The organism is Bacillus sp. 95MFCvi2.1 (assembly GCF_000374965.1).
In the GTDB taxonomy this organism is placed as follows: domain Bacteria; phylum Bacillota; class Bacilli; order Bacillales; family Bacillaceae_G; genus Bacillus_A; species Bacillus_A pseudomycoides.
Genome location: NZ_KB895694.1, coordinates 12826 through 37021, shown reverse-complemented (window position 1 = coordinate 37021; position 24196 = coordinate 12826). Strand labels below are relative to the sequence as shown.

The window sequence follows — 24196 nt, the reverse complement described above, 5'->3', positions numbered from 1 at the left end:
CACGGTCCTTTGTGGACTCCGTTCGTAGGTTGCATACCCAAGAATGATTCCCTAGTTCTTGGCTCTATGGTGGCTCTGTAAAAGTTCTGGTTGGGAAGGAACGGTCAACCACAAGTCTTCTTGCACAAGAAGTTGCCAACACCTACAAACATTGGCGAAGGGAAACAAACTCTTAGGAGGGACAAATCATGCGTGTATTTGTCAAGAATTTAAGAGGAGAACCGCTCATGCCTTGCAGCAATCGCAAAGCTAGGCTTCTTCTCAAACAAGGAAAAGCCAAGATTATTGGGTATACTCCGTTTACAATTCAATTGCAGTATGCTACTGGTGAAACGGTGCAATCCGTTGCAATTGGTGTTGATAGCGGTTCGAAGTATGTAGGCATTGCGATCACCACAGAAGACAAAGTGCTAGCAAAGGGAACAATCGAGTTACGTCAAGACGTTAAAGAGAATCTTACACTGAGAGCTACATTACGCAGAAGTAGAAGACAACGAAAAACAAGATATCGAAAAGCACGTTTTCTCAATCGAAAAAAGAGAGAAGGCTGGTTGCCTCCATCGATTCAAAGTAGGATGCATAACCAAATTCATTGGATTGAAATATTCCGCTCGTTATTACCATCCCCAAAAGTAATTGTTGAAGTAGGAAAGTTTGATGCGCAAAAACTAAAAAACTCCGACATACAAGGAAAAGAATATCAACAAGGTGATGCCTTTGGCTTTTGGAATACAAGGTATTACGTGTTTACGAGAGATCATTATACTTGTCAAATTTGTAAGAAAAAAGGCGGTATTTTGCATACGCATCATATCATTGAACGATGTAGTGGCGGTTCAGATATGGCAGATAACCTTGTAACCGTACATGAAGAGTGCCATCAGAAATTTCACCAAGGAACTATCAAACACATTTTCAAGAAACCAAAACAATATAAAGAGACCGCTTTTATGAATATATTACGTCTGCAAATCATGAATCGTTTAGGTTGTGAGATTACGTATGGCAGCTACACCACACCGAAACGAAAAGAATTACGTTTATCGAAAACACATTATAATGATGCCATTGCGATTACAACCCCAACAAAACTACAAGAATATGAGCAAAGTGGTGAATTTCGCATCAAACAATTTAGAAAGAAAAAACGATCCCTTCATGAATCGACTGCAAGAAAAGGAAGAAAAACAAAAAATACAACTGCAAAACGAAACAATAAAAATACACCAAAGGTACATGGAATCTATTTGGGTGATAAAGTAAAAGTGTTTGGACAAGTAGGATTTGTGACAGGATTTACAGGGAAGATGATGTATGTACAAGATATAGATGGTCATTATCTACAAAATCCTTCTAAGTCTTACAAGCAAGTGAAGATATCGGATATAGAATGCATACACCATAATAACAATTGGTTGTTCTTACAAATCAGTTAGGCTGTGCCTAAACGAAATTCATCCCAACCTTATCGCTGGGCTATTGCCCGTCACGGGCTTGAAGATGGGGACTTCTTTCGGAAATACGTTAAAGGTAAGTATTAAGTTTTTCTTACATTTGTTACTAGTTTATAAATAAGGAGATATAAAGAATATACTCCTACATAAGCCCCGGTAAGGAGAAATAATGGATTCAATAAAATACTGTGAATGGTTGTCATAAATACTAAGCCGTGCAGTACAACATCATATATGTTAAAAGCAATTAGTATACCCAGTATATATAATGAAAGGTACGCGCAAATATCTAAGAAAGCACGGATTTTAGGGTGTGCTGCAAATAATAAAAAAACACATGATAAAACAATAGGAATTATACCTATAATTAGCTTCAATTCACTTCACCTCTATGACAATATAGCCGAAATTTAGGCGGTCTATTCTCTATAGCTTGTACATAAGTTGGAACAGAGAGGGTGATGTTATGAATCGAGGCTTTTTTTATGTAAAATTAACGAGTGTACGAAAGCTCATTTTATTTGTTGTCATTATGATGTTAGCAACTTTTTTTCTTATTAGTATGATGGTGACTTCATTAAAAGAAACAAAGTCAGCATATTTATATAATTGGTTGAATGAGTTGTCAATAAATGGTTATATGTATGTGATTGGAAAGGAAAATCACTATTTTACACAAGAATATCGGAATTTAAATCAAGATTTTTCGATTTCATCTTTTCTTTTTTCAACTGTAACGAATATTCGATTTGATGATGTACGTAGCTTTGTTGGAAAGGAGCTTCCGGGTTTTGGGAAATACGATACGGAAATCGTCATTGCTGGTGAAGGAACAGATTATTCTAACTTACCAATAGAATCGAGTGTTCCACTTGAGGAAGTAGTGAAAGAGCGGACTGGAGAAGCAGGACAAGTTCCGAAAACGGATACAAATAAAGACAAGAAACAACCATCTCAAACAACTGGGAAAAGACAAGTGGCCTTTATTTATCATACGCATAGCTGGGAGTCTTATTTACCGTTATTAAATTTGACAAATAATCCAAATCCAAATAAAGCGACAAGCTCTGTGACGAATATTTCTATTTTGGGAGACAGATTCCGTGAGCAATTAGAAAATGAAGGGATAGGGGCAGTTAATGATAAAACAGATGTTGGGGAGAGGTTGATTAGTAAGGGTTTAAATGATACAAGTTCTTATAAAATGTCTCGTGAAGTTGTACAGGAAGCAATGGCTAGTAACAGAGAATTGCAATACTTCTTTGATTTGCACCGAGATAGCGCTCGTAAAAATGTCACAACAAAAGCGATTGGAGATAAATCATATGCGAAGCTTGCTTTTGTCATTGGAAAAGGAAATAAAAATTATGCAAAAAACTTACAATTAGCAACTGCGCTACATGAAGCGATTAATAAAAAATATCCTGGAGTAAGCCGCGGTGTTATTCAAAAGGGATTTCAAACAGGGAACGGTGTTTATAATCAGGACTTATCAGGACAAGCGATTTTAATTGAAGTGGGAGGTGTAGATAATACATCTGAAGAATTAAATCGTTCCATTGATGTATTGGCGAAAGCATTTAGTGAATATTTTTGGCAAGCAGAAAAGGTAAATGGATGAACGTAAGTGAGATACTTACGTTTTTTTGTGTGTTCAAAAAATAAAAAGATGGAAGCTAAGCTTTTATCTCGCTATCCGCGGGTAGTAAGCCCCAACTTTAAAATGTAGCAAATGTAAAAAATTTAAGTGAGGTAAGAAGAAAACGCCCACTGATTAAAGTTTCACTTTATTGTCACAATTTTTTCTTCATTATATTGATATCGAAAATTGTCTATTTCTCCTGGGGAAAATAGAAAGGAATTTCATAAAAAAATAGCGAAAATCTCTTTATAAAGAAAATTTTTATATTATAAACTTGGTAGGGTGATAGAAATGATTCGAGAAATTCGAGTAGAGGACGCAGCAGCATTTTTGCAATTAGGAAAACAATTGGATGAAGAAACTACTTTTATGCTATTAGAACCAGGTGAACGGAATACAACAGTAGAGCAGCAAACACAAATGATTCAACGTTTTGTAGAAGATTATAATTCTACTATATTTGTAGCAGTAGAAGGGGAGCAATTAGTTGGATTTATTTTAGCTAATGGTGGTAATGTGCAAAGAAACAAGCATGCAGCAGCAATTGTAATTGGAATCTTACAAGAATATGGCGGAAAAGGAATTGGGACGACATTGTTTAAAGAAGTAGAAAAGTGGGCAAGATTACATGATATATGGCGTTTGGAATTAACAGTAATGGCCCACAATACAAGAGCGCAGGCACTATATAAAAAAGCAGGATTTGAACAAGAAGGTGTCAAAAAAGATTCTCTTATTGTCGAGGGTGAGCGTGTCGATGAGTATTATATGGCCAAATTATTAAAATAAGAGGTCGTTGTATGAAAAAAAGATGGACACTACTGGGTGTCGTAGTAGTTGTAATTATTATTGGAGTGGCAAGCATTAATTATAAAATGTATAAAGATAAACAGGCACAAGAGGTGAATAGTAGCGTTGTATTTCCAAAAGCACAAGAAACTATTGCCAAAATGGAAGGAGATCTTGCGGTTGTCAATAATCCTGATTCCGTACTTGTACTTGTAAATAAAAGCAGACGGCTACCAGATCGTTATAAGCCACAAGATTTAGTTATTCCAAAAGTGCGTTATTCGAGTGAAGGTGATCAAGAGAAAAAGAAGATGAGGAAAGAAGCAGCGCAGGCACTTGAAAAAATGTTCGAGCAAGGAGATCAGGAGCGGATTTTTCTTTTTGCAGTTTCTGGATACCGGTCTTTTGATCGGCAAAAAGCATTAAATACAATGTATAAGATTCAAGATGGAGAAGCAAAAACAGCAATGTCTAGTGCTGTTCCAGGAACGAGTGAACATCAAACGGGACTCGCAATGGATATTACATCACAATCAGCTAAATTCCAATTAGAGTCTGTTTTTGGAGATACAAAAGAAGGGAAATGGCTATCTCAAAATGCGCATCGATTTGGTTTTGTCATTCGGTATACAAAAGAGAAGGAGTCCATTACGGGTTATCGGTATGAACCGTGGCACGTACGTTATGTAGGGAATCCACAAGCGACATATCTATATGAAAATCAACTCACCTTAGAGGAAGCGATGAAGTAATGAATTGAGGGGAGACGGATTAGATGACGATGTTATATAAGAAAAAAGTATATGCATACATTACAAGGGAGAAAGCAGGAGTTATGCAGTTGCTTGTTTTTACTCATCGTGATATACCAGAAGCAGGTATACAGGTCCCAGGTGGCACAGTTGACGAAGGAGAAAAATTAGAAGCAGCAGTACTGCGTGAAGTAATAGAAGAGTCTGGACTTCGTCATTTATGTATAGAACGTTTCATTGATGATTATATCATCTATATGAAAGAAAAACAGGAGTATCAAAAGCGTCACTTCTTTCACATTTCATTATTAACAGATGTAAAAGATATGTGGGAACATATAGTAAGTGCAGGAGAGGAAGATGAGGGCCTAACATTTTGTTATGAATGGGTTGATATAGCAAAGTGTCCTGTATTAGCAGGGAATCAAGGTGAATTTGTACATTTATTAGAGGACGTGTATGTGAAATAAAAGAGAGTTTGAAAATAGGAAGAGAATATATGTGATTGTTAACAACGTTTTAGATAGTTTTATTCGTCTAAGGCGTTTTTTATTTTGTTTGAAGGTTTTTATGTATGGTAGACGAAATGTTTAAACAGATGTGAATTTGTCGAAATGAGGAGACAAGGCAATGATTAAAGTTAATAAGTAATAAGATAAGATCTGAAACTAGGAAACAACTTGTAAGGGGAGAAATCAGATGGAGATTCAATTCAATAAACTACTAAGAAAAGAATTAACAATTCATGGTATACAAACAGCGATGGAAAATGGGGAACTTACTTCGAAAGAGTTAGTTATGTATTACCTTCATAGAATAGCGAAGTATGACCAAGACGGTCCGAAAATAAATTCTATTTTAGAAATAAATCCAGATGCAATTTTTATCGCAGAAGGATTAGATCATGAAAGAAAAATAAAGGGTGTCAGAGGTCCTTTGCACGGTATTCCTATTCTCTTAAAAGATAATATTGAAACAAATGATTCAATGCATACAAGTGCAGGAACAATTGCGCTTGAAAACTATAGGAGTAATCATGATGCATTTCTTGTTGAAAAGCTTCGTGAAGCAGGTGCAGTCATATTAGGTAAGACGAATATGACAGAATTAGCGAATGGAATGTCTTTTGAAATGTGGGCTGGATATAGTTCAAGAGGTGGACAAGTCATTAATCCATATGGATCAGGTGATGATGACCTTTTTGTTGGTGGTTCAAGTACAGGATCGGCCGTAGCGGTTGCTGCCAACTTAACCGTTTTATCTGTTGGAACAGAAACAGATGCCTCTATTTTAAGTCCAGCAGTTCAGAACTCTGTAGTTGGTATTAAGCCTACTGTTGGCTTAGTAAGTCGCAAGGGGATTATACCTTTTACATATTCGCAAGATACAGCGGGATCTTTTGCTAGAACAGTAACTGACGCGGCAATTTTATTGGGGAGTCTAACAGGAATAGACCAGCTTGATCCTGCAACTTATAAAAGTGAAGGAAGAGCTCAACAAGATTATATGGTTTATTTAGATTCTAATGGTTTAAGGAGTGCTAAAATTGGAGTATTTAACAAAGCCTCTGAAAGCTATTACGAATCTGGAGAGTATGATGAGGAACTATTTCAGAATGCTATACAAGTACTGCGTAATGAAGGAGCAACAGTATTAGAAGATATCGAAATTCCATCTTTTCATAGGGAGTGGAGTTGGAGAGTCTCATCGTATGAATTAAAACATAGTCTAGATAATTATCTTTCCAAGTTACCTTCCAATATTCCAGTCCATTCTATCTCTGAATTAATTGCATTTAATAAAAATATAGAAGAGAAAGCATTAAAATATGGACAAAGTAGGTTGGAGTTTGGAAAGGATTTTTCTAATACGTTAAGAAACCCTGAATACTTAAATGCAAAATTAGAAGATTTATATTTTTCCCAGGAACAAGGAATTGATTTTGCGTTAAAGAAATATGATCTTGATGCAATTCTCTTCCCTTCATATATAGGATCAACAATATGTGCCAAAGCTGGTTATCCTTCCATAGCAGTACCGGCTGGATATATGAAAAGCGGAAGACCGTTTGGAATCACTTTTGCAAGTACTGCTTTTAGCGAAGGGACTTTAATTAAGCTTGCATATGCATTTGAACAAGCTACAAAACATAGACGAATTCCAAATTTATCGTAAATAGAATGCAAAAAGGATAGGGTAACCTATCCTTTTTGCATTCTGTGAACTTAAAGAGAAATGTCTTTTTCTTGCTGTTTTGTATGTTTTAACAAAATAAAAGATAAACAAGCAGAACAAAAAATTAGAAAAGCAGCAATGATATATATAGTACGGACACCGAACATATCGGTAATAATGCCAACGCATAGCATAGAAAGTCCTGAAACAGCCGAAGTAAGTGTACCGTGAGCTGTATACATTCTTGATAATAGAGATGGTGGTACGCTTGATTGTAAAACGGTTGTTTGGGAAATATCTCGAATTTGATAGGAAGGTCCCATTAGAACACAAAGAAACAGTGCAATAAATCCGTTGCTTGTTATGCCATATAAGAAGGTAAGCACGCTAAATAGAAGTGATCCTAAGGCCATTGAGCGTATTAAGTTATTTTGAATATATGTACTCATTCGCCATGCTAATAGCCCACCAATTAATGTTCCGAAATAATAGCTTGTGTTGATATAACCCCACCATTCTGCTCCTCTATGAAGAACAGTCGTTACGTAAGCCATAGTAATACCACCAATCCATATCGTTCCAGCAAAAGTTTCAATTAAGTCCATATATGTAACTATACGGAGGGAGGGATGCTGAAATAAAAGTTTCCATCCTTCTATTAATACAGCTGATTTGGAAGAGGATTTCTCTATTGTTTGTTCAGTTTGTATAGCGCGCAATGAAACATATAATGCAATACACCCCAAAATCATTAATACGTTGTTTATCATAAGTGTAGAAGTGGCACCAATCAATAAGACCACTACACTTGTGAATGAATAAGCAGCTGCTTGAACAATTTGTGTTGAAAAGGAAAAGACACTATTTACTTTTACTAACTTTTCTTGTGATGTTAGACGTGGAATAACAGCGTATAATAAAGGAGAACTCCAACCTTCGCATAATGAAATGAGAATAATAAAAGCAAGAAGGGCAATGATGTTAGATGATAGTAAGGGAAATAATGCAGTTAAAAGAATAAAAAAGAAAGTCTTAACGCCTTGCAATGTAAAGAGCAATGAATAAGATGGAAAACGGTTCATTAAAAGTGGTGCGGATGTACTCGCAATAAAACTTGTAATAACTCGTAATAATGGAAAAAGAGCTGTGATAGTAGCTGATTTGGTTGTTATATAAATATGAGTAGTAAGAATCATTATGTAAACAACTTCAGCAAGAGTGATGCACATTTTAGAAAACCAATAAAAGGATAGCGATCGTTGGTGCAATATTGGTACCTCCACTCAAAGAATAATACATATTTCTTTATAGTAATCATAATTCGTGGAATAAATTTTTGAAAGAATTTTATTTTTTGTAACTTTTATACAGGGATTTTCATGTATAATAAAGAATATATTAATATACTATTTTAATAATACTCATTATAACAGTGAATATGTATAGTAGCTTCCGATGAAACGTCTCGCCTTAATTAGGAGGACGTGATAAACAATTCTTTTTTTTCATATACATATAGAAAATAAAAAAGAAAGTGAGGGTTACATATGGCTGGATGGGTAGTTTGGTTTATTATAGCCGGTATTTTATTTATAGCAGAAATGTTATCGATTACCTTTTACATGTTATGGCTTGGAATTGGAGCGGTTGTCGGAGGTCTTATTGCATTGTTTGCTCCAGATGCACTATTTTTACAAGTTGTTGTAGGAGCAATTGTAAGTTTAACATTGACTTTCTTTACGAAACGAATCTCTAAAAATTTTCGAGAGGCAAAAGGATTTATCGATACTGTCGATAAATTAGCTGGTAAAAAAGGAATTATCCTGCAAGCGATTACAAGTGAAGGGAATGGGATCGTGAAAGTGGATGGCGATACTTGGACTGCTATTTCAGATGTTCCCATTTCTACTGGGGAAAGAGTCATTGTTATAAAGAGGAGCAGCACTGTTTTATATGTGAAAAGGGAGAGTGAATAAAAATGGTAGCATTAACATTAACGATTATTTTTGCATTAATTGTCATTGTATTTATCGCGTTAACAATTAAAATCATGCCCCAACAAAAGGTAGGTGTGGTTGAAAGATTTGGTAAATTCCAACGCATCATGCAGCCAGGGTTAAATCTAATAATCCCAATTGTAGATCGTATACGTGTATACCATGATTTACGTATTCAACAAACAAATGTGCCACCACAAAAGGTAATTACGAAAGATAACGTACAGGTAGAAATTGATACAATAATTTTCTATCAAATCGTTGAACCGGAACTTGCGACATATGGTATTTCTAACTATGAATATGGTGTTCGTAATATTACATCTGCAACAATGCGTCAAATCATTGGTAAGATGGAGCTGGATGAAACATTATCAGGGCGTGAAAAGATTTCAACAGAAATTCGTCTAGCTCTTGACGAAGCAACAGAGAAGTGGGGCGTTCGTATTGAACGTGTGGAAGTTGTTGATATTAATCCACCAAAAGATGTGCAGGTATCCATGGAAAAACAAATGAAAGCAGAGCGTAATAAGCGTGCGATTATTCTAGAAGCAGAAGCGGCTAAACAAGATAAAGTTCTTCGTGCTGAAGGGGAAAAACAAAGTAAAATCTTGATGGCTGAAGGGGATAAAGAAGCGCGTATTCGCGAAGCAGAAGGTATACGAGAAGCGAAAGAATTAGAAGCGCAAGGGGAAGCAAGAGCAATTGAAACGATTGCGAAAGCAGAACAAAACCGAATCGAATTAATACGTGCAGCGGACTTAGATGAACGCGTTCTTGCTTATAAATCATTTGAATCGTTAGCTGAAGTAGCGAAAGGACCAGCAAATAAGGTCTTCATCCCATCTAATGCAATTGAAACACTTGGCACACTTGGTGCAATCGGTGAAATTTTTAAAGAAAAACAAGCGAAGAAATCACCATCGTCGGATACATCGAAAGAACAATAACTAATGAGAGAGAAATGGGCTGCCATTTCTCTTTTTTTATCATTTTAACCGAGAAGACCCCCTCATCTAAACGAAGTGAAGGTGGGGGTAGTTCAATTAGGGAGGATTGTACAAAACGGGCTGTAGATATTTTGAAGATTTGTATATCATTTGTATTTGTTCTAAGTGAGGCTAGGTAAGAAAAGACATTATTTTTAACTTACACTTAAACTTGGGTGCAACACAAATTGAAAATGGAATTCTAGTATGTAAGGTCTAATTTAAAAGTCTAGTAAATATATATTACATAAAGCTTGTACATATCCATGTTTGAACTACCACCACTTACTCATTGATCTGTGCCCTTCACGTTCCTTGAGGTGGGGGCTTCTCACCTAAAATGATAAAGAAGGTGATACATTGAAAAAGTATGCAACTCGTATACATGGAAAGAAATTTCTATTTTTAATCTTATCATATGTATTTGTAGTGATAGTGGCGGCGTCTATTGTGACCTCGCTTTTACATACTATGAAATCTTATTATGCGAGTCAGTGGTTTGGAAAAGTATCAATGCAGGGATTTATTCAAATGTTTGAGAGTGAAAATCGTTATTTTGCATCGGATTATTTTAAAACAAATAAACGAGAGTCTGTTGGGAATTTATTGTTTTCTATCACAACAGATCTGAAAATACATGATTTACGAACGTTCGTTGGCAAAGAAGTACCGGGGATGTCAAAGTACTATTCTAATATTATCGTAGCTGGAGAAGGAACGGACTATACGAATATTCCGAATGAATCTAGTGTACCGATTGAAGAGGTAACGAAAGAACGGGAAGTAGCGAAAGATAAAGTCACAGAAGCAGACAAAAAGAATCCTGTACAAAAAAATAAAAACGATGCAAAAGGTGAAAAAGCTGTATATATTTATCACACGCATAGTTGGGAGTCCTTTTATCCATTGTTACCTGGGGCGAAGAGTCCATCAAGTCCGGATGTAAATGTCTCGCTTTTGGGAGAGCGTCTAAAAGAACAGTTGGAAGGGCAGGGAATACCGGTTCTTCATGACAAAACAAACATGGGTGATTTATTGGCGAATAAGAAATGGAAATGGTATCAAGCATATACCGCATCTCATGGATATGTGAAAGAAGCCTTGGCACAAAATGATAAGATTATGTTTCCAATTGATATTCACAGGGACGATCAGCGGAAGAATGTTACGACAAAAGTGATTAATGGAAAATCCTATGCGAGGTTATATTTTATAATAGGGATGGAAAATGCAGGGCGTTCTGATAATGAAAAGATTGCAAGAGCGATAAATTCGTATTTAGATGAAAACTATTATGGGTTAAGTAGAGGGATTTTTCCAAAGTATAAAAAGGATGGAAATGGAGTCTATAATCAAGATTTATCGAAAAATGCCATGCTTATCGAAGTTGGTGGCGTTGATAATACTTTAGAAGAGCTATATAACACAATTGATGTGTTAACTGAAGCATTTAGTAAATATTATTGGGATGCGGAGAAGGTGAATGAATGATGTGAAAGGAACAGGGAACTGTTCCTTTTTTACATGTCCCTTAAAAATTTTACTAGAATTTCATAATGTGAAATAAGGCAGTAGTTTTGAGTTGAGATTGGTTTATAATAATTTAAAATTCTGTTAATTTAAAAAGGTGACAGAATTTCTAAACTTATTTGTATAGTAAACTTCAAAATGTATATATTGGAGGGGTAAAAATGGCGATTCGAACAGGGGCTCAGTATATTGAAGGATTAAAGGCAAGAAATCCTGAAATTTGGATTGGTGGAAGAAGAATAACCGATGTTGTGAATGAAGATGTTTTTCGGGAACCGATTTTACAAATTGCTAAATTATATGATATGCAGCACGATCCAGAGTATCAGGACAAGATTACCCATATATGCGAAGAGACAGGAGAGCGGGTTTCGAATGCATTTTTAGTGCCCAAAAATTATGAGGCCTTAAAAGCACGCCGCGAATTGTTTGAAGTATGGGCAAAGGCTACATTTGGTTTAATGGGCAGAACACCAGATTTTTTAAATGTTACAGTTACTTCAATGGCGAGCAATGCATGGTTTTTTGAAAAATTTGATTCCTCATGGGGGACTAATATAAAAAATTATTATAAACATATACGTGATCAAGATTTGTTTTTAACACATGCGATTATCAATCCACAAAATGATCGAAGTAAAGCCTCACATCAGCAAGAAGATGCAACGATGCATTTAGGTGTAGTGAACGAAACAGAAGAGGGAATGTATGTAAGCGGAGCTAAGATGTTAGCGACACTTGCACCAATTACAGATGAGGTAATCATTTATTCTTATCCAAGTTTTAAGCCGGGTGATGAACGTCATGCAATTTCTTTTGCAGTTCCTATTGATGCACCGGGTTTAAGGATTCTTTGTCGCGAGCCAATGCAAGATGGAAAACGATCCTTGTTTGATCATCCACTTGCATCAAGGTTTGAAGAAATGGATGCACTACTTGTATTTCATAATGTGTTTATTCCGTGGGATAAAGTGTTTATCTATCAAAGTGTAGAGGCTGGAAATCAGCTGTATCCAAAAACAGGAATTGGTCATCAACCAGCACATCAATCAGGAGTAAGAGGATTAGTGAAACTTTCTTTTGCAGCAGAAGTGGCTATAAAACTAGCAGATTCAATTGGAGTAGACGGCTTTTTAAATGTACAAAATCAGTTAGCAGAATTAATACAAGATGTAGAAACAATCCGTGCACTCTTGCAAGTAGCAGAATATGAGTATGAAACGAATGCATATGGTGAAGCTGTTCCTGCGAGACTACCGCTTGATACAATACGTAGCTTATTACCTAAAATGTATCCACGTGCTATTGAAATTATTCAAACCATTGGGGCTGGTGGCCTACTAATGTCGCCAACAAGTGCTGACTTTATGAATCCAGAGATTCAAGAGGATATGTATAAATATTATATCGGGCGTGAAGGAGTATCTTCTGAGGAACGCGTTCGATTATTTAAATTAGCTTGGGACTTATGCGGTGAAGCGTTTGGACAACGCCTATTACAATATGAGCGTTATTATTCTGGTGATCCAGTGAGAAAAATGGGCATGTTTTATAATGCGTACAAAAAACAACAATCGCTGTCACTTGTGGATAGTGCCTTGCGAACGGAATTATCTGGAAATTCATTAGGGTGGCAATAAAATGATCGCGCTTACATTTTAAAATAAAAAAGGAAGGAGTGGCAAATAGATAACAAGAATTTTACTGTTAGGATGTAAATCTTCTTACATGTTTTAGCTATATATGAACCGGAAATATGTAACTGGAATAGAGGAGGTAAGTTATTGTGATAGCATCTATCGGTAAAATTTGTAAAATTCTAAATTGTTTTACGAGTGGTGAGCCGGTGTTAGGAAATTCTGAAATTGCTGCAAAATTAAATATGAACCCGAGTACAGTTCACCATCTTGTCCGTACATTGTGTGAAGAAGGAATGTTAATTCGAGATGAGCAGAGAAAATATCGACTGGGATGGAAATTGTTGGAGTGGGGCAATCAAGTGATGTTTCAACAAGAGATTTATAGCGGGGCGATTCCAATCGTTGAAGAACTTGTAAGGAAATTTAATGGGACGGTGCATATCGGTATGTTTGACCGTGGAGATGTTGTATTTATTTTGAAAATTTCATCAAAGGATTCTGTTCAAATATCAACTCATGTCGGATCAAGAAAACCTGCATACTGCACAAGTACAGGAAAAGTTCTTCTTTCATTTAACCCTTCTTCTTTAGAGTATACTTCAGAAAATGGGCTGCTGCCTCGAGCACCAAATACAATTACTTGTATGAAGAGATTTCAAGAAGAGTTACAGACAATTCGTAAGCAAGGTTATTCCATAAGTGATAACGAAAATGAACATGGATTATATGGCATTGCGGCTCCTATTCGTTCTTACACCGGGAGAACCATTGCTGCTCTTAATATTGTTGGTCCGAAAACGTATATGCAAGGAAGCAATCGTCAAGTCATGATTCGAAGTGTGATGAATACTGCAAATTTAATTTCAAAGGAATTTGGTTATTTAGACATTTAATCATAACTGTAAAAGAGAGGTGAGAATCATTTATATACATGATTATAGTGTACCTGAATTGGAAAAATCGATTGTTTCTATTGGTGTTTTTGATGGTGTGCATAAAGGACATCAGACCGTTATTAGAAACGCGGTGGAGAAAGGGAAAGAGCTACAGATTCCAAATGTCGTGTATACATTTGATCCATCACCACGTTCTTATTTTCAGGGAGCACAAGTGCTAACGCCAATTAATGAGAAGTTAAATCGATTTCAGGAGCTCGGTGTTGAACATGTAATTGTTATTCGTTTTGATGAGTTGTATGTAACGAGAAGGACTAGTTACTTTATTCAAGAATTACAAAGGTTATGCCCAATTGAAATTTATGTCGGAGAAGATTTTCGATTTGGAAAAAATCGCGAGGGTGATATAGAGCTACTGATGAAATACTTTGATGTTTCTATCGTCGAAGAGGTTTGCTGCGAAGAAGGTGAACGAATTTCATCAACGAGGATACGGAATCACTTATTTCAAGGAGAATTACAAAGGTCTCAATCCTTATTAGGATGGCCTCTTAAAACAATATAAGCGAATGAATTATAAGGAGGAAAAAACATGTCAAAAACATTACAATCTTTTAATTTACTAAAATGGATTGATGAAAATAAAGAGTTATTGAAACCACCGGTAAATAACAAGGTAATTTGGCAAGACTCAGAGTTTATTGCCATGATTTTAGGAGGGCCAAATAGAAGACGTGATTTTCATGTTGATCCTTCAGATGAATTCTTTTATCAAATAAAAGGCGAATGTTATGTGGAATGTATTACGGAAGAAGGGAAACGTGAAGTTGTTACAGTGAAAGAAGGAGATGTGTTTATGTTACCAGCCATGGTGCCACATTCACCGCACCGCGTTGCAAACACATATGGATTAGTAATTGAAAGGAAACGTAACCAAGGAGAACTTGAAGATTTTGTTTGGTTCTGTGATGAGTGTAATCATGAAATGCATCGCGTACGGGTTCAATTAACCGATATTGAAAAACAAGTGAAAGAAGCGATTCATAGTTTTAATTCAAATAAAGAAATTCGTGCGTGTAAAAACTGCGGACATATTATGCCAGAGGAAGTGGAGGAATGGAAGTGCGAATAGATTTTCATACACATATTATTCCTGAAACATTTCCGGATTTTGAGGAGAAGTTTGGTGGTGGACGTTGGCCGATATTAAATCGCACTTGTACATGTGGTGCTGCGATTATGGTTGGTGGGAAAAACTTTCGCGATGTGACAGATCAAGTATGGTGCCCGGAGAAAAGAATTGAAGATATGAACCGTGAAGGTGTTGATATACAAGTATTATCACCAATTCCTGTTACATTTTCCTATTGGGCAAAACCAGAAGAAGCTGAAGCAATGGCGCGTATTCAAAATGATTTTATTGCGGAAACCGTCTTGGCATATCCAGATCGTTTTGTTGGATTAGGAACAGTGCCAATGCAAGATGGAGAAACGGCAGTTCGTGAGATGGAGCGATGCATAACAGAATTAAACTTACATGGAATCGAAATTGGAACGAATGTAAATGGGAAAAATTTAGATGATCCTTCATTTATTGAGTTTTTCCGGATGGCTGAAAAATGGCAGGTTCCAATTTTTATTCATCCGTGGGAAACATTAGGGCGAGATAGAATGCCGCATCATAATTTTATGTATACAGTTGGGATGCCAAGTGAAACGGCTCTTGCCGCAGCTACACTTATATGGGGCGGGATAATGGAGAAGTTTCCTAGGTTAAAAATTTGCTTTGCTCATGGTGGAGGTTCTTTTCCATATATTTTGCCGCGATTAGATCAAGGGTGGCAAGTATGGCCACATCTGAGATTAACTACATATCCTCCGAGCCATTACGCAAAGAAATTTTACTTCGATTCTTTAAACTATGATCCTATCAACCTTAAATATATGATAGAGCGATTTGGACATGAAAAGATTTTTATGGGGTCGGATTATCCGTTTTTACTACGAGAAATTCAGCCAGGTAAAGTAATTGACGAGACACTTGATTTATCAGAGGAGCAAAAGGAAGCTATGCTTGGCGGAAATGCAGCGAGTTTCTTAAATGTTGATATGAAAAAAAGAGGTGTAGTATATGCAGAAAGCACAAACACCAGAGAGTAAATTAAATGAAATGGGACTCACACTACCAGCTATTCGTCCAGCGATAGGTAATTATGTAAGTTGTGTAAGGGTCGGAAACTTATTGTTTACTGCTGGACAAGGTGTTGACCAGTACCATGGGAAATTAGGTAAAGATGTATCAATAGAAGATGGATATAAGGCAGCTAGGCGGTCTATGTTGAACTTATTAAGCGTTGTAAAGAATGAACTCGGTGATTTAAATAAGGTGAAACGAGTTGTGAAGTTACTTGGATTTGTAAATAGTACAGAAGATTTTATTGATCAGCCAAAAGTGATGAACGGTGCATCCGATTTATTAGTAGATGTTTTTGGTGAAAAGGGAAAGCATGCTCGTTCCGCTGTTGGAATGGCTCAACTACCGAATAATACAACAATTGAAATCGAGATGGTTTTAGAAATTGTAGAGTAGGAGGTAAAGAGTGTGAATAAAGAACTATTAGCTGAAAAAATGAAAGTAAAAGATGCGAAGTTATTTATTGATGGTCAATATGTCGATGCGATGTCCGGCGAAACGTTCGATACGTTCAATCCATCGACAAATAGAAAACTTGCCTCTGTTGCACAAGCAAATGAAGAGGATACTAAGCGAGCAATAGACGTAGCGGGGCGTACATTCACAAGTGGTATCTGGAGTAAAATGCCTGTGGAAGAGCGCTCAGCTATTTTATGCAAAATGTCCGATTTGATTATGCAAAAAGTAGATGAATTAGCGTATATAGAGACACTTGATGTCGGAAAGCCAATAAAAGAAAGTCGTGGTTTTGATATTCCGCGTTCTGCACATAATTTTCGTTTCTTTGCCGAGATGGCAAAGTATATAGTACATGAACATTATGATAAGCATAACTTTATGTCATATGCAAAATACGCACCAGCAGGAGTAACGAGCTTAATTATTCCTTGGAATTTGCCATTTATGCAGATGACGTGGAAGGCGTCAGCTGCACTAGCCGCTGGTAATACAGTAGTTGTGAAACCAGCATCTTACACGCCGCTAAGTGCAGTCATGCTTGGTAAAATTGCAAATGAGGCCGGGCTACCTCCAGGTGTACTGAATATTATTACAGGGCCAGGCAGTACGGTAGGAACGAAAATGACGACGCACCCGTCTGTAAGACGTATTTCATTTGTGGGGGAAAGTAATACAGGGAAAACAATTATGCGGAATGCTTCAGAAAACTTAATACCAGTTTCATTAGAATTAGGCGGAAAATCAGCAAACATTGTATTTGAAGATGCTGACTTAGATGAAGCGGTACAAGGATCGATTGAAGCAATTTATCGGAATCAAGGAGAAATTTGTTTAGCTGGTTCAAGATTACTTGTACAGGAAAGCGTATATGAACAGTTTCTAGAGAAATTTGTAAAAGCGGTGAAAAACATAAAAGTGGGAGACCCTCTTGATGAAGATACAGATATGGGAGCGCTTGTTTCGAAATCACATCTAGAAACAGTTGATCAGTACGTGGAAATAGGTCTTTCAGAAGGAGCAAAATTAGCCCACGGCGGAAAAAGAATCGAGAGTTTAGCACAAGGGAACTTTTATGAACCGACTATATTATATGATGTCGATAATCGTATGCGTGTAGCTCAAGAAGAGATTTTTGGTCCAGTTTTAGTTGTTATACCATTTAAAACAGAAGAAGATGCAATTCGTATTGCAAATGATTCTATTTATGGTTTAGCGGGAGTTGTTTGGACAAATGATCTTAGAAGAGCACAACGAGTTGTTTCGCAAATTGATTCGGGATTATTATGGATTAATTGTTGGTATGTGCGAGATTTACGTACCCCATTTGGTGGTTCTAAGGCAAGTGGTATTGGCCGAGAAGGTGGACGCCATAGTTTTGAGTTTTATACAGAAGCAAAGACAGTTACGATGAAATTATAAAGTGAAACTTCCATCAGTGGGGGCTTCACCAATCGGGCTTTTACGGGCAGTTATCCCCCGCCTATCTTTTTTGCTTCTCTCTGAAACCTGAGGTGGGGGTCTTACTGCCTGCGAATAGCTGGGTAAAATGAATGTTCCATCAGTGGAATGGTATTTCCACTGATGTGTTCTAAATATAGACTTTAAAAATGAGGTGAGATAAATGCAAGTGTTAATAAAGGAATTAGCAGATGAACTTATACAGGCAGAACAAACGTGTAGACCAATTTCGCCTTTCACGGAAAGGTATTCAAATCTATCAGTTTTAGATTCGTATAACATTCAGCTCGAAGTAGTGGGACGAAAGTTAAGACAAGGCCGCACAGTGATTGGGAAGAAAGTTGGACTTACGAGTAGTGCAATGCAGCAAATGCTTGGGGTAGATGAACCAGATTACGGACATTTACTAGATGATATGAAAGTAGAAAGTGGAAGTGTAATCTCGGTAGATTCGTTTGTATCTCCAAAAGTAGAAGCAGAAATTGGATTTGTTTTAGCTGAGGATTTAAGTGGACCTAATATTACATATGTAGATGTGCTAATGGCAACGAAATATATTGTACCTACACTTGAAATTATTGATAGTCGTATTGCAGATTGGAAGATTAAGCTTGTCGATACAGTAGCAGATAATGGTTCTTCTGCAAAAGTAGTTGTTGGTGAAAAGATGTCCAATGTATCTGAAGTAGATTTGCGTACGGCTGGAATGGCGCTCTATAAAAATAATAGTCTAATTGCTACTGGAGCAGGAGCAGCGGCATTAGGACATCCTGCACAAGCGGTTGCTTGGCTAGCGAATAAACTTAGTGAATTTCATATTTCATTGAAGGCAGGGGAATTAATTTTGCCAGGTGCATTATCGGGCGCTGTTTCAGTTCAATGTAATGATGTAATTCAAGCCGATTTCGGATCTCTTGGTTCGGTTTCTATTAAATTTGTATAGTTTTATAGTTGTGTGAAAAGGAGGGGATATATGTGGGGAAAGTGAAGGCGGCTATTATAGGCTCCGGAAATATCGGTACGGATTTAATGTATAAATTAAGAAGAAGTGAAGTAATTGAAATGACTGCCATGATAGGGATAGATTCTGAATCAGATGGATTAAGGCGAGCGAAGGAAGAAGGATATGAGATTTTTGATAATGGTATACAAGCAATTATTGAGAATCCTAGCATAGCGGATATTATATTTGATGCAACTTCAGCCAAAGCTCATATTCGTCACGCGGAAGTTTTAAGAGAGTTAGGGAAGCTAGTGATTGACTTGACCCCTGCAGCATGTGGTCCATTTGTTTGTCCAGCTATACAAGATGCTACTCATGTAGAAATGCGAAATGTCAATATGATTACATGTGGTGGGCAGGCAACAATTCCAATTGTTCATGCAATCAATGAAGTAGCGGACGTTGCGTATGCGGAGATAGTTGCTACGATTTCTAGTTTAAGTGCAGGTCCAGGTACACGGGCAAATATTGATGAATTTACGATTACAACAAAGCGTGGGATTGAAGAGGTTGGGGGAGCAGACTGTGGGAAAGCACTTATTATATTAAATCCTGCGGATCCTCCTATTTTAATGAGAGATACAGTATATTGCGAAGTTAAGCATATGGATGAATTCATTATTGGGCAAGCGATTTGTAAGATGGTTGAAGTAGTTAGGTCATACGTTCCAGGATATTCTTTGAAACAGGAACCGATGTTTGATGGGAACCGTGTGACTGTATTTTTAGAGGTAGAAGGAGCCGGAGATTACTTTCCGCCGTATGCTGGTAATTTAGATATTATGACAGCAGCGGCATTAAAAGTTGGTGAAGGATTTGCATCTCGAATAATTGGAGAGCAGAAGCGAGGTGTGATGAGTGAAAAGAAATAGTGATATGCCAATCAAAATAACTGAGGTTTGTTTGCGTGATGGAAGTCATGTAATGAGGCATCAATTTACAGAGGAACAAGTTCGGTCTGTAACTAGGTCGTTAGATGAGGCTGGTATGCATTATGTTGAGGTTAGTCATGGGGATGGATTAGGTGGTTCCGCTTTGCAATATGGAAAATCGTTAGTAGATGAAATGAAACTCATTGAAGCGGCAGTGGAAGAATGTAGACAGTCAAAGGTAGCTGTGTTACTTATTCCTGGTATTGGCACTGTCCATGAATTAAAACAAGCAGAAAGCATTGGAGCAAGACTTGTTCGTGTAGCAACCCACGTAACGGAAGCGGATGTTTCCGCTCAACATATTCATTTTGCACGAGAATTGGGTATGGAAGTGTGTGGTTTTTTAATGATGGCACATTCGGCACCGATACAGAAATTGGTAGAACAAGCAAAACTTATGGAAAGTTATGGGGCACAAGCTGTCTATGTAACAGATTCAGCTGGAGCTTTATTGCCTCATGAAGTACGTGAACGTATCCAGGCATTACGTCAATCTCTAAATATCGAAATCGGCTTTCATGGCCACAATAACCTTTCTGTTGCAGTAGCGAATACGATTACTGCAATTGAAGAAGGAGCAACCCGAATTGATGGAAGCGTCCGCTGCCTTGGAGCTGGAGCTGGGAACGCGCAAACAGAGGTATTGTTAGCTGTATTGGATCGGATGGGATATACGCTAGATGTAGATTTGTATAAAATGATGGATTTGGCAGAGGATATTGTTGCACCGCTGTTACCAGGGCCACAAGAAATTCAAAAAGGTAGTCTTGTCATGGGATACGCTGGTGTATATTCAAGCTTTTTACTACATGCTGAGAGAGCTGCTCATAGATTTGGTGTAGATGCTCGTGATATTTTAATAGAACTTGGCAAGAGAAAAGTAGTTGGTGGGCAAGAAGATATGATTTTAGATGTAGCAGCTGAATTAGCAAAGATAAAAACGGGGGTGTAAAATATGGCTTTAGTTAAAGGAGCGGATTCAGAGATTATTGAATATTTACTTCAGGCGGAGAGGGAACGAAAAGAAGTAGTAAAGGTAACAGATCAGCATCCGGATTTAACAGTAGAAGATGCTTACATATTGCAAAAACAATTAGTTGAACAAAAGATGAAAGAAGGATCCAAACGAGTTGGTGTAAAGCTTGGGTTAACGAGTAAAGCGAAACAACAAATGATGGGGATTGAGGAAGCAATTTACGGTTATTTATTACATGATATGTTAGCGTTTGAATGGGAACCTGTGCAGTATGAAACGTTGATTCATCCAAAAGTAGAACCAGAGATTGCCTTTTTAATGGGAGATGATTTACAAGGTACTAGCGTTACAGCGGATGATGTATTAAAGGCAACGAAATATGTTACGCCAGCTTTGGAAATTATTGATAGTCGTTATTTGAATTTTAAATTTACATTGCCTGATGTAATTGCAGATAATTGTTCATCCTCAAAATTTCTATTAGGAAGCAAATGGATTAACGCTCAGGAAATAGACTTAGCTAATGTTGGAATGGTTATGTCGAAAAACGGTAAAACGGCGACAACTGGTACAGGGGCAGCTGTACTTGGACATCCGGCAACAGCAATTGCTTGGGCGGTAAATAAACTTGGATTACAAAATGAAGGGTTAAAAAAAGGTGATATTGTGCTAAGTGGGGCATTATCTGAAGCGGTTGCTTTCAAAACTGGAGACGCTATTATTGCGCAGTTTGAAGGATTGGGTAGTGTGTCGATGTTTTGTGAATAAAGAGCAAAGCGAGAGATGGGTATGCCAATTGTACAAATTCAAGTTATTGAGGGTAGAAAACAGGAGCAGATTCAAAATCTCATTTCAAATGTTACAGATGCAGTTGCAAAAAGTTTGGATGTAGATGTTGAACGTGTACGTGTACTAGTAAATGAGATTCCGGGTTCGCATTGGGGTGTCGGAGGAAAGGCGAAAGGTAGTGTGGAAGAAAAATAGTGTTGTTGAGTAAAAGTAATTCTTATTTTTAATAAGAATTACTTTTTGTTTGTAGCGCGAAAGTAAGAGAGTTAGATGGTGATACGCTTCATCTAACTTGGATAAGGTGTCTAAATTATAGGGAATTTTTATAAGAATGTTCTTGCAATAAAATAGAAAAAATGAGTATAATGAAAAAGTAGTTAGTCAAACTAATTACTTTGGAGAAGGATATTGAAAAAAGGAGAAACTGGGAGCAATGACTTCAAAAAACGATTCTCATCCTTTAGGGATAGAACCTTATGCAAAGTTGATAAAAACGACAGCATCAGCAGACACGGACCCAATCGCAGCAAAACTTGGTTTACTGATGCTATGGACATCTGATGATGTTTTGGATGCAGTCGATCTGGATTTAGCGCCACTTGGAATTTCTGAAAGTAAATTAGATTTTTTATTGTTGTTTATTTTACGTGAAATTGAATCGAATGAGGAAGAAGCTAGTATGAGTCCTTCAGCTATTGCAAACCGCTTAGGAATTACGCGCGCTTCAGTCACTGGATTATTAGATTGGATGGAAAAACGCGCATTAATTGTAAGGTACCACCATGCTGAAGATCGCAGAAGATTAAAGGTGAAGATTACTCCGAAAGGAAAAGAACTTGTTTTTCTTTCCTTACCAACTTTTTGGTCTTCGTGTGCATCATTGGTGGAAGATTTTAATCAAGAAGAACGTCAAATATTAGAGAAATTATTAAATAAGATGCAAATAAACATGCGATTGAAAGTGGGAGAAGGTAGGTAAATAAGTTGATTATAAAAATCAACTTATTTATTCGGCCATATAGTTAGGTTACCTAACTACATGTGTGGCTAACGAAATGAGAGGAGGTGGTGAAATAATTAAATCAATATTGTATTTTCGGTAAAGGAGTTGAAAAGGGTTAAGTTAAGTAGAGGGCGTAAAAAGCAATAATTTTTTATGATTTTATTTTAGGCACTTTTGAGGCGCGGAATGTAAACAGTATGAATTTAAATGACAACTTTACTAAAGAGGAGGATTCAAGTTGCAAATTTCAAAAGAAGTGAATTCTATAAAGAATTATGCGTTAATGACAGCTGTTTTATGCTGGTCGGGTATGGCAGTTATGTCAAGTCTTTATGTTACAATTCCATTGATTCCGCTATTCGCAGATTTTTTTCATGTTTCATTAACGCAATCTGCAATTACTGGTAGTATGTTTTCACTCGGTTTTGCGATTGGTTGTTTGCTATTTGGTGCGATATCTGATAAGTATGGTCGAAAGAATGTTATTCTGATTGGACTAATTGGGTTGGCGATTATTTCCTTATTATTGGGCTTAGTCAATAGCCTATCTTGGCTTGTTGTGCTACGCGGGTTACAAGGTATAACGGCAGCTACTTTTTCTCCAGTAGCGTTAGTTTACGTTGTAGAATCGTTTCCGGTAGAAAAGAAGGTTACAACCATAGGATTTGTTAGTACTGGTTTTTTAGTAGCGGGAATTGTAGGTCAAGTTATGAGTGCTGTAATTAGTCAGTATTTTGGATGGCATATGGTGTTTTTTCTTCTTAGTAGTGTATATATAGTTACTGCTTTATGGATTTATTATGCTCTTCCAAGAGGAGAATCGTCTCAATCATACGCGGATATATTAGGACCAGTGAAACAAATGGGTAAGGTCTTCACGCAAAAAAACTTAGTATTAAGCTATATGATTGCATTTGTCTTATTAATGGCTTTTGTAAATATGTATACTGTTTTAGGAAACTATTTAAGTTCTTCTAACTTTCAGTTATATGCAGAACAAATTCTCTACGTTCGCTTAGCTGGATTATTTGGAATGTTGCTTTCACCACTTGCAGGGCGTCTAACAATGAGATTTGGTGTTAAGCAGGTTCTTCAGGGAGGATTATTAATAGCCATTCTTAGTTTAAGTTCATTGGGGTTTATTTCTAGTCTTCCTTTTCTTATAATTATGAGTGTGTGTTTTGTTGTCGGAATTGCTTTATCTGTCCCGGCATTGGTCACTCTTGTCGGAGAGTTAGGTGGGAAATCAAGGGGAATAGCAGTTTCAATTTATACTTTCATTTTATTTTTCGGAACAAGTATAGGGCCTGTTATCTCTATTTATCTTATGGATATTGGTGGATATTCTCAGACTTTTGTTTTACTAGGCTTAATACTCTTCGTAGGATTGATTTCTTCTCTTTTCATTAACAATGAATCTATTTTTGATGAGGCTTAAAGTCGATTCATGCAGCTTGAACAAACATTGTAATTCTCCTCATCTCCGTATATAATAGTGTCTTAGGAGTATTATGCCAT

Annotated in this window: 25 protein-coding genes; 23 read left to right on the top strand and 2 right to left on the bottom strand. The window is 36.9% G+C overall.

Going from position 1 to position 24196, the window contains the following annotated elements; all coding sequences use genetic code 11:
- The first annotated feature begins 188 nt into the window (after positions 1–188).
- Positions 189–1436 carry an RNA-guided endonuclease IscB gene (gene iscB, locus C568_RS0109060; protein ID WP_016114605.1) on the top strand — a complete coding sequence of 416 codons (1248 nt, stop codon included), beginning with the start codon at positions 189–191 and terminating at the stop codon, positions 1434–1436.
- A gap of 101 nt (positions 1437–1537) precedes the next feature.
- Here the strand turns inward: iscB and C568_RS35265 are convergent, their stop codons facing one another.
- Positions 1538–1831: a hypothetical protein gene (locus C568_RS35265; protein WP_016114606.1), complete on the bottom strand. Its 294-nt coding sequence runs from the start codon at positions 1829–1831 to the stop codon at positions 1538–1540.
- Between the two features lie 89 nt (positions 1832–1920).
- Between C568_RS35265 and spoIIP (C568_RS0109050) the strand changes: the two genes are divergently transcribed.
- The 5 genes from spoIIP (C568_RS0109050) to C568_RS0109030 all read left to right on the top strand — a co-directional run bounded on the left by spoIIP (C568_RS0109050) (position 1921) and on the right by C568_RS0109030 (position 6812).
- Complete coding sequence (gene spoIIP / locus C568_RS0109050; RefSeq protein WP_003206948.1) at positions 1921–3075, top strand: stage II sporulation protein P; 1155 nt, start codon at positions 1921–1923, stop codon at positions 3073–3075.
- Between the two features lie 312 nt (positions 3076–3387).
- The gene (locus C568_RS0109045) at positions 3388–3885 is read left to right on the top strand and encodes a GNAT family N-acetyltransferase (RefSeq protein ID WP_016114607.1); all 498 of its coding nucleotides are present in this window, start codon (positions 3388–3390) and stop codon (positions 3883–3885) included.
- Positions 3886–3896: 11 nt separating this feature from the next.
- A complete protein-coding gene (locus tag C568_RS0109040; RefSeq protein ID WP_006094622.1) occupies positions 3897–4637 on the top strand; it encodes a M15 family metallopeptidase in 741 nt (246 codons plus the stop codon).
- A gap of 23 nt (positions 4638–4660) precedes the next feature.
- The gene (locus tag C568_RS0109035; protein ID WP_003197163.1) at positions 4661–5107 is read left to right on the top strand and encodes an NUDIX hydrolase; all 447 of its coding nucleotides are present in this window, start codon (positions 4661–4663) and stop codon (positions 5105–5107) included.
- A 229-nt stretch (positions 5108–5336) separates the two neighbouring features.
- Positions 5337–6812: an amidase family protein gene (locus C568_RS0109030; RefSeq protein ID WP_006094623.1), complete on the top strand. Its 1476-nt coding sequence runs from the start codon at positions 5337–5339 to the stop codon at positions 6810–6812.
- 50 nt (positions 6813–6862) lie between these two features.
- Here the strand turns inward: C568_RS0109030 and C568_RS0109025 are convergent, their stop codons facing one another.
- Positions 6863–8080, bottom strand: coding sequence for an MFS transporter (locus C568_RS0109025; RefSeq protein ID WP_018781319.1), 1218 nt, complete (start codon positions 8078–8080; stop codon positions 6863–6865).
- A 279-nt stretch (positions 8081–8359) separates the two neighbouring features.
- Between C568_RS0109025 and C568_RS0109020 the strand changes: the two genes are divergently transcribed.
- The 17 genes from C568_RS0109020 (at position 8360) to C568_RS0108940 (ending at position 24116) form a co-directional block, all read left to right on the top strand.
- Positions 8360–8788, top strand: a complete 429-nt coding sequence (locus tag C568_RS0109020) for an NfeD family protein (protein ID WP_003197168.1) — start codon at positions 8360–8362, stop codon at positions 8786–8788.
- Between the two features lie 2 nt (positions 8789–8790).
- The gene (locus tag C568_RS0109015) at positions 8791–9759 is read left to right on the top strand and encodes an SPFH domain-containing protein (RefSeq protein WP_003197170.1); all 969 of its coding nucleotides are present in this window, start codon (positions 8791–8793) and stop codon (positions 9757–9759) included.
- 399 nt (positions 9760–10158) lie between these two features.
- Positions 10159–11289: a stage II sporulation protein P gene (spoIIP, locus tag C568_RS0109010; RefSeq protein ID WP_016114609.1), complete on the top strand. Its 1131-nt coding sequence runs from the start codon at positions 10159–10161 to the stop codon at positions 11287–11289.
- A gap of 200 nt (positions 11290–11489) precedes the next feature.
- A complete protein-coding gene (locus C568_RS0109005) occupies positions 11490–12968 on the top strand; it encodes a 4-hydroxyphenylacetate 3-hydroxylase family protein (RefSeq protein WP_018781318.1) in 1479 nt (492 codons plus the stop codon).
- 146 nt (positions 12969–13114) lie between these two features.
- Positions 13115–13861 carry an IclR family transcriptional regulator gene (locus C568_RS0109000; protein ID WP_018781317.1) on the top strand — a complete coding sequence of 249 codons (747 nt, stop codon included), beginning with the start codon at positions 13115–13117 and terminating at the stop codon, positions 13859–13861.
- A 19-nt stretch (positions 13862–13880) separates the two neighbouring features.
- On the top strand, positions 13881–14429 hold the full coding sequence (locus C568_RS0108995; RefSeq protein ID WP_018781316.1) for an FAD synthetase family protein: 549 nt from the start codon (positions 13881–13883) through the stop codon (positions 14427–14429).
- A gap of 27 nt (positions 14430–14456) precedes the next feature.
- Complete coding sequence (gene nbaC / locus C568_RS0108990; protein WP_006094629.1) at positions 14457–14996, top strand: 3-hydroxyanthranilate 3,4-dioxygenase; 540 nt, start codon at positions 14457–14459, stop codon at positions 14994–14996.
- Positions 14981–16024: an amidohydrolase family protein gene (locus tag C568_RS0108985; RefSeq protein ID WP_016114613.1), complete on the top strand. Its 1044-nt coding sequence runs from the start codon at positions 14981–14983 to the stop codon at positions 16022–16024. Before nbaC ends, C568_RS0108985 begins: the two co-directional genes overlap by 16 nt.
- Positions 15996–16454 (top strand): RidA family protein, encoded by a 459-nt coding sequence (locus C568_RS0108980; RefSeq protein ID WP_018781315.1) that lies wholly within the window; start codon positions 15996–15998, stop codon positions 16452–16454. Before C568_RS0108985 ends, C568_RS0108980 begins: the two co-directional genes overlap by 29 nt.
- Before the next feature lie 12 nt (positions 16455–16466).
- Positions 16467–17936: an aldehyde dehydrogenase gene (locus C568_RS0108975; RefSeq protein ID WP_018781314.1), complete on the top strand. Its 1470-nt coding sequence runs from the start codon at positions 16467–16469 to the stop codon at positions 17934–17936.
- Positions 17937–18138: 202 nt separating this feature from the next.
- Complete coding sequence (locus C568_RS0108970; RefSeq protein ID WP_003197188.1) at positions 18139–18918, top strand: 2-keto-4-pentenoate hydratase; 780 nt, start codon at positions 18139–18141, stop codon at positions 18916–18918.
- Between the two features lie 32 nt (positions 18919–18950).
- Positions 18951–19850 (top strand): acetaldehyde dehydrogenase (acetylating), encoded by a 900-nt coding sequence (locus C568_RS0108965; protein ID WP_018781313.1) that lies wholly within the window; start codon positions 18951–18953, stop codon positions 19848–19850.
- The gene (dmpG, locus tag C568_RS0108960) at positions 19837–20862 is read left to right on the top strand and encodes a 4-hydroxy-2-oxovalerate aldolase (protein ID WP_018781312.1); all 1026 of its coding nucleotides are present in this window, start codon (positions 19837–19839) and stop codon (positions 20860–20862) included. The genes C568_RS0108965 and dmpG overlap by 14 nt, the downstream gene beginning before the upstream one ends.
- A gap of 3 nt (positions 20863–20865) precedes the next feature.
- Positions 20866–21654 carry a 2-keto-4-pentenoate hydratase gene (locus C568_RS0108955; protein WP_006094636.1) on the top strand — a complete coding sequence of 263 codons (789 nt, stop codon included), beginning with the start codon at positions 20866–20868 and terminating at the stop codon, positions 21652–21654.
- 15 nt (positions 21655–21669) lie between these two features.
- Positions 21670–21870, top strand: coding sequence for a 4-oxalocrotonate tautomerase (locus tag C568_RS0108950; protein WP_006094637.1), 201 nt, complete (start codon positions 21670–21672; stop codon positions 21868–21870).
- A 238-nt stretch (positions 21871–22108) separates the two neighbouring features.
- Complete coding sequence (locus C568_RS0108945; protein WP_018781311.1) at positions 22109–22654, top strand: MarR family winged helix-turn-helix transcriptional regulator; 546 nt, start codon at positions 22109–22111, stop codon at positions 22652–22654.
- A gap of 262 nt (positions 22655–22916) precedes the next feature.
- On the top strand, positions 22917–24116 hold the full coding sequence (locus C568_RS0108940; RefSeq protein ID WP_018781310.1) for an MFS transporter: 1200 nt from the start codon (positions 22917–22919) through the stop codon (positions 24114–24116).
- The last annotated feature ends 80 nt before the right edge of the window (positions 24117–24196 follow it).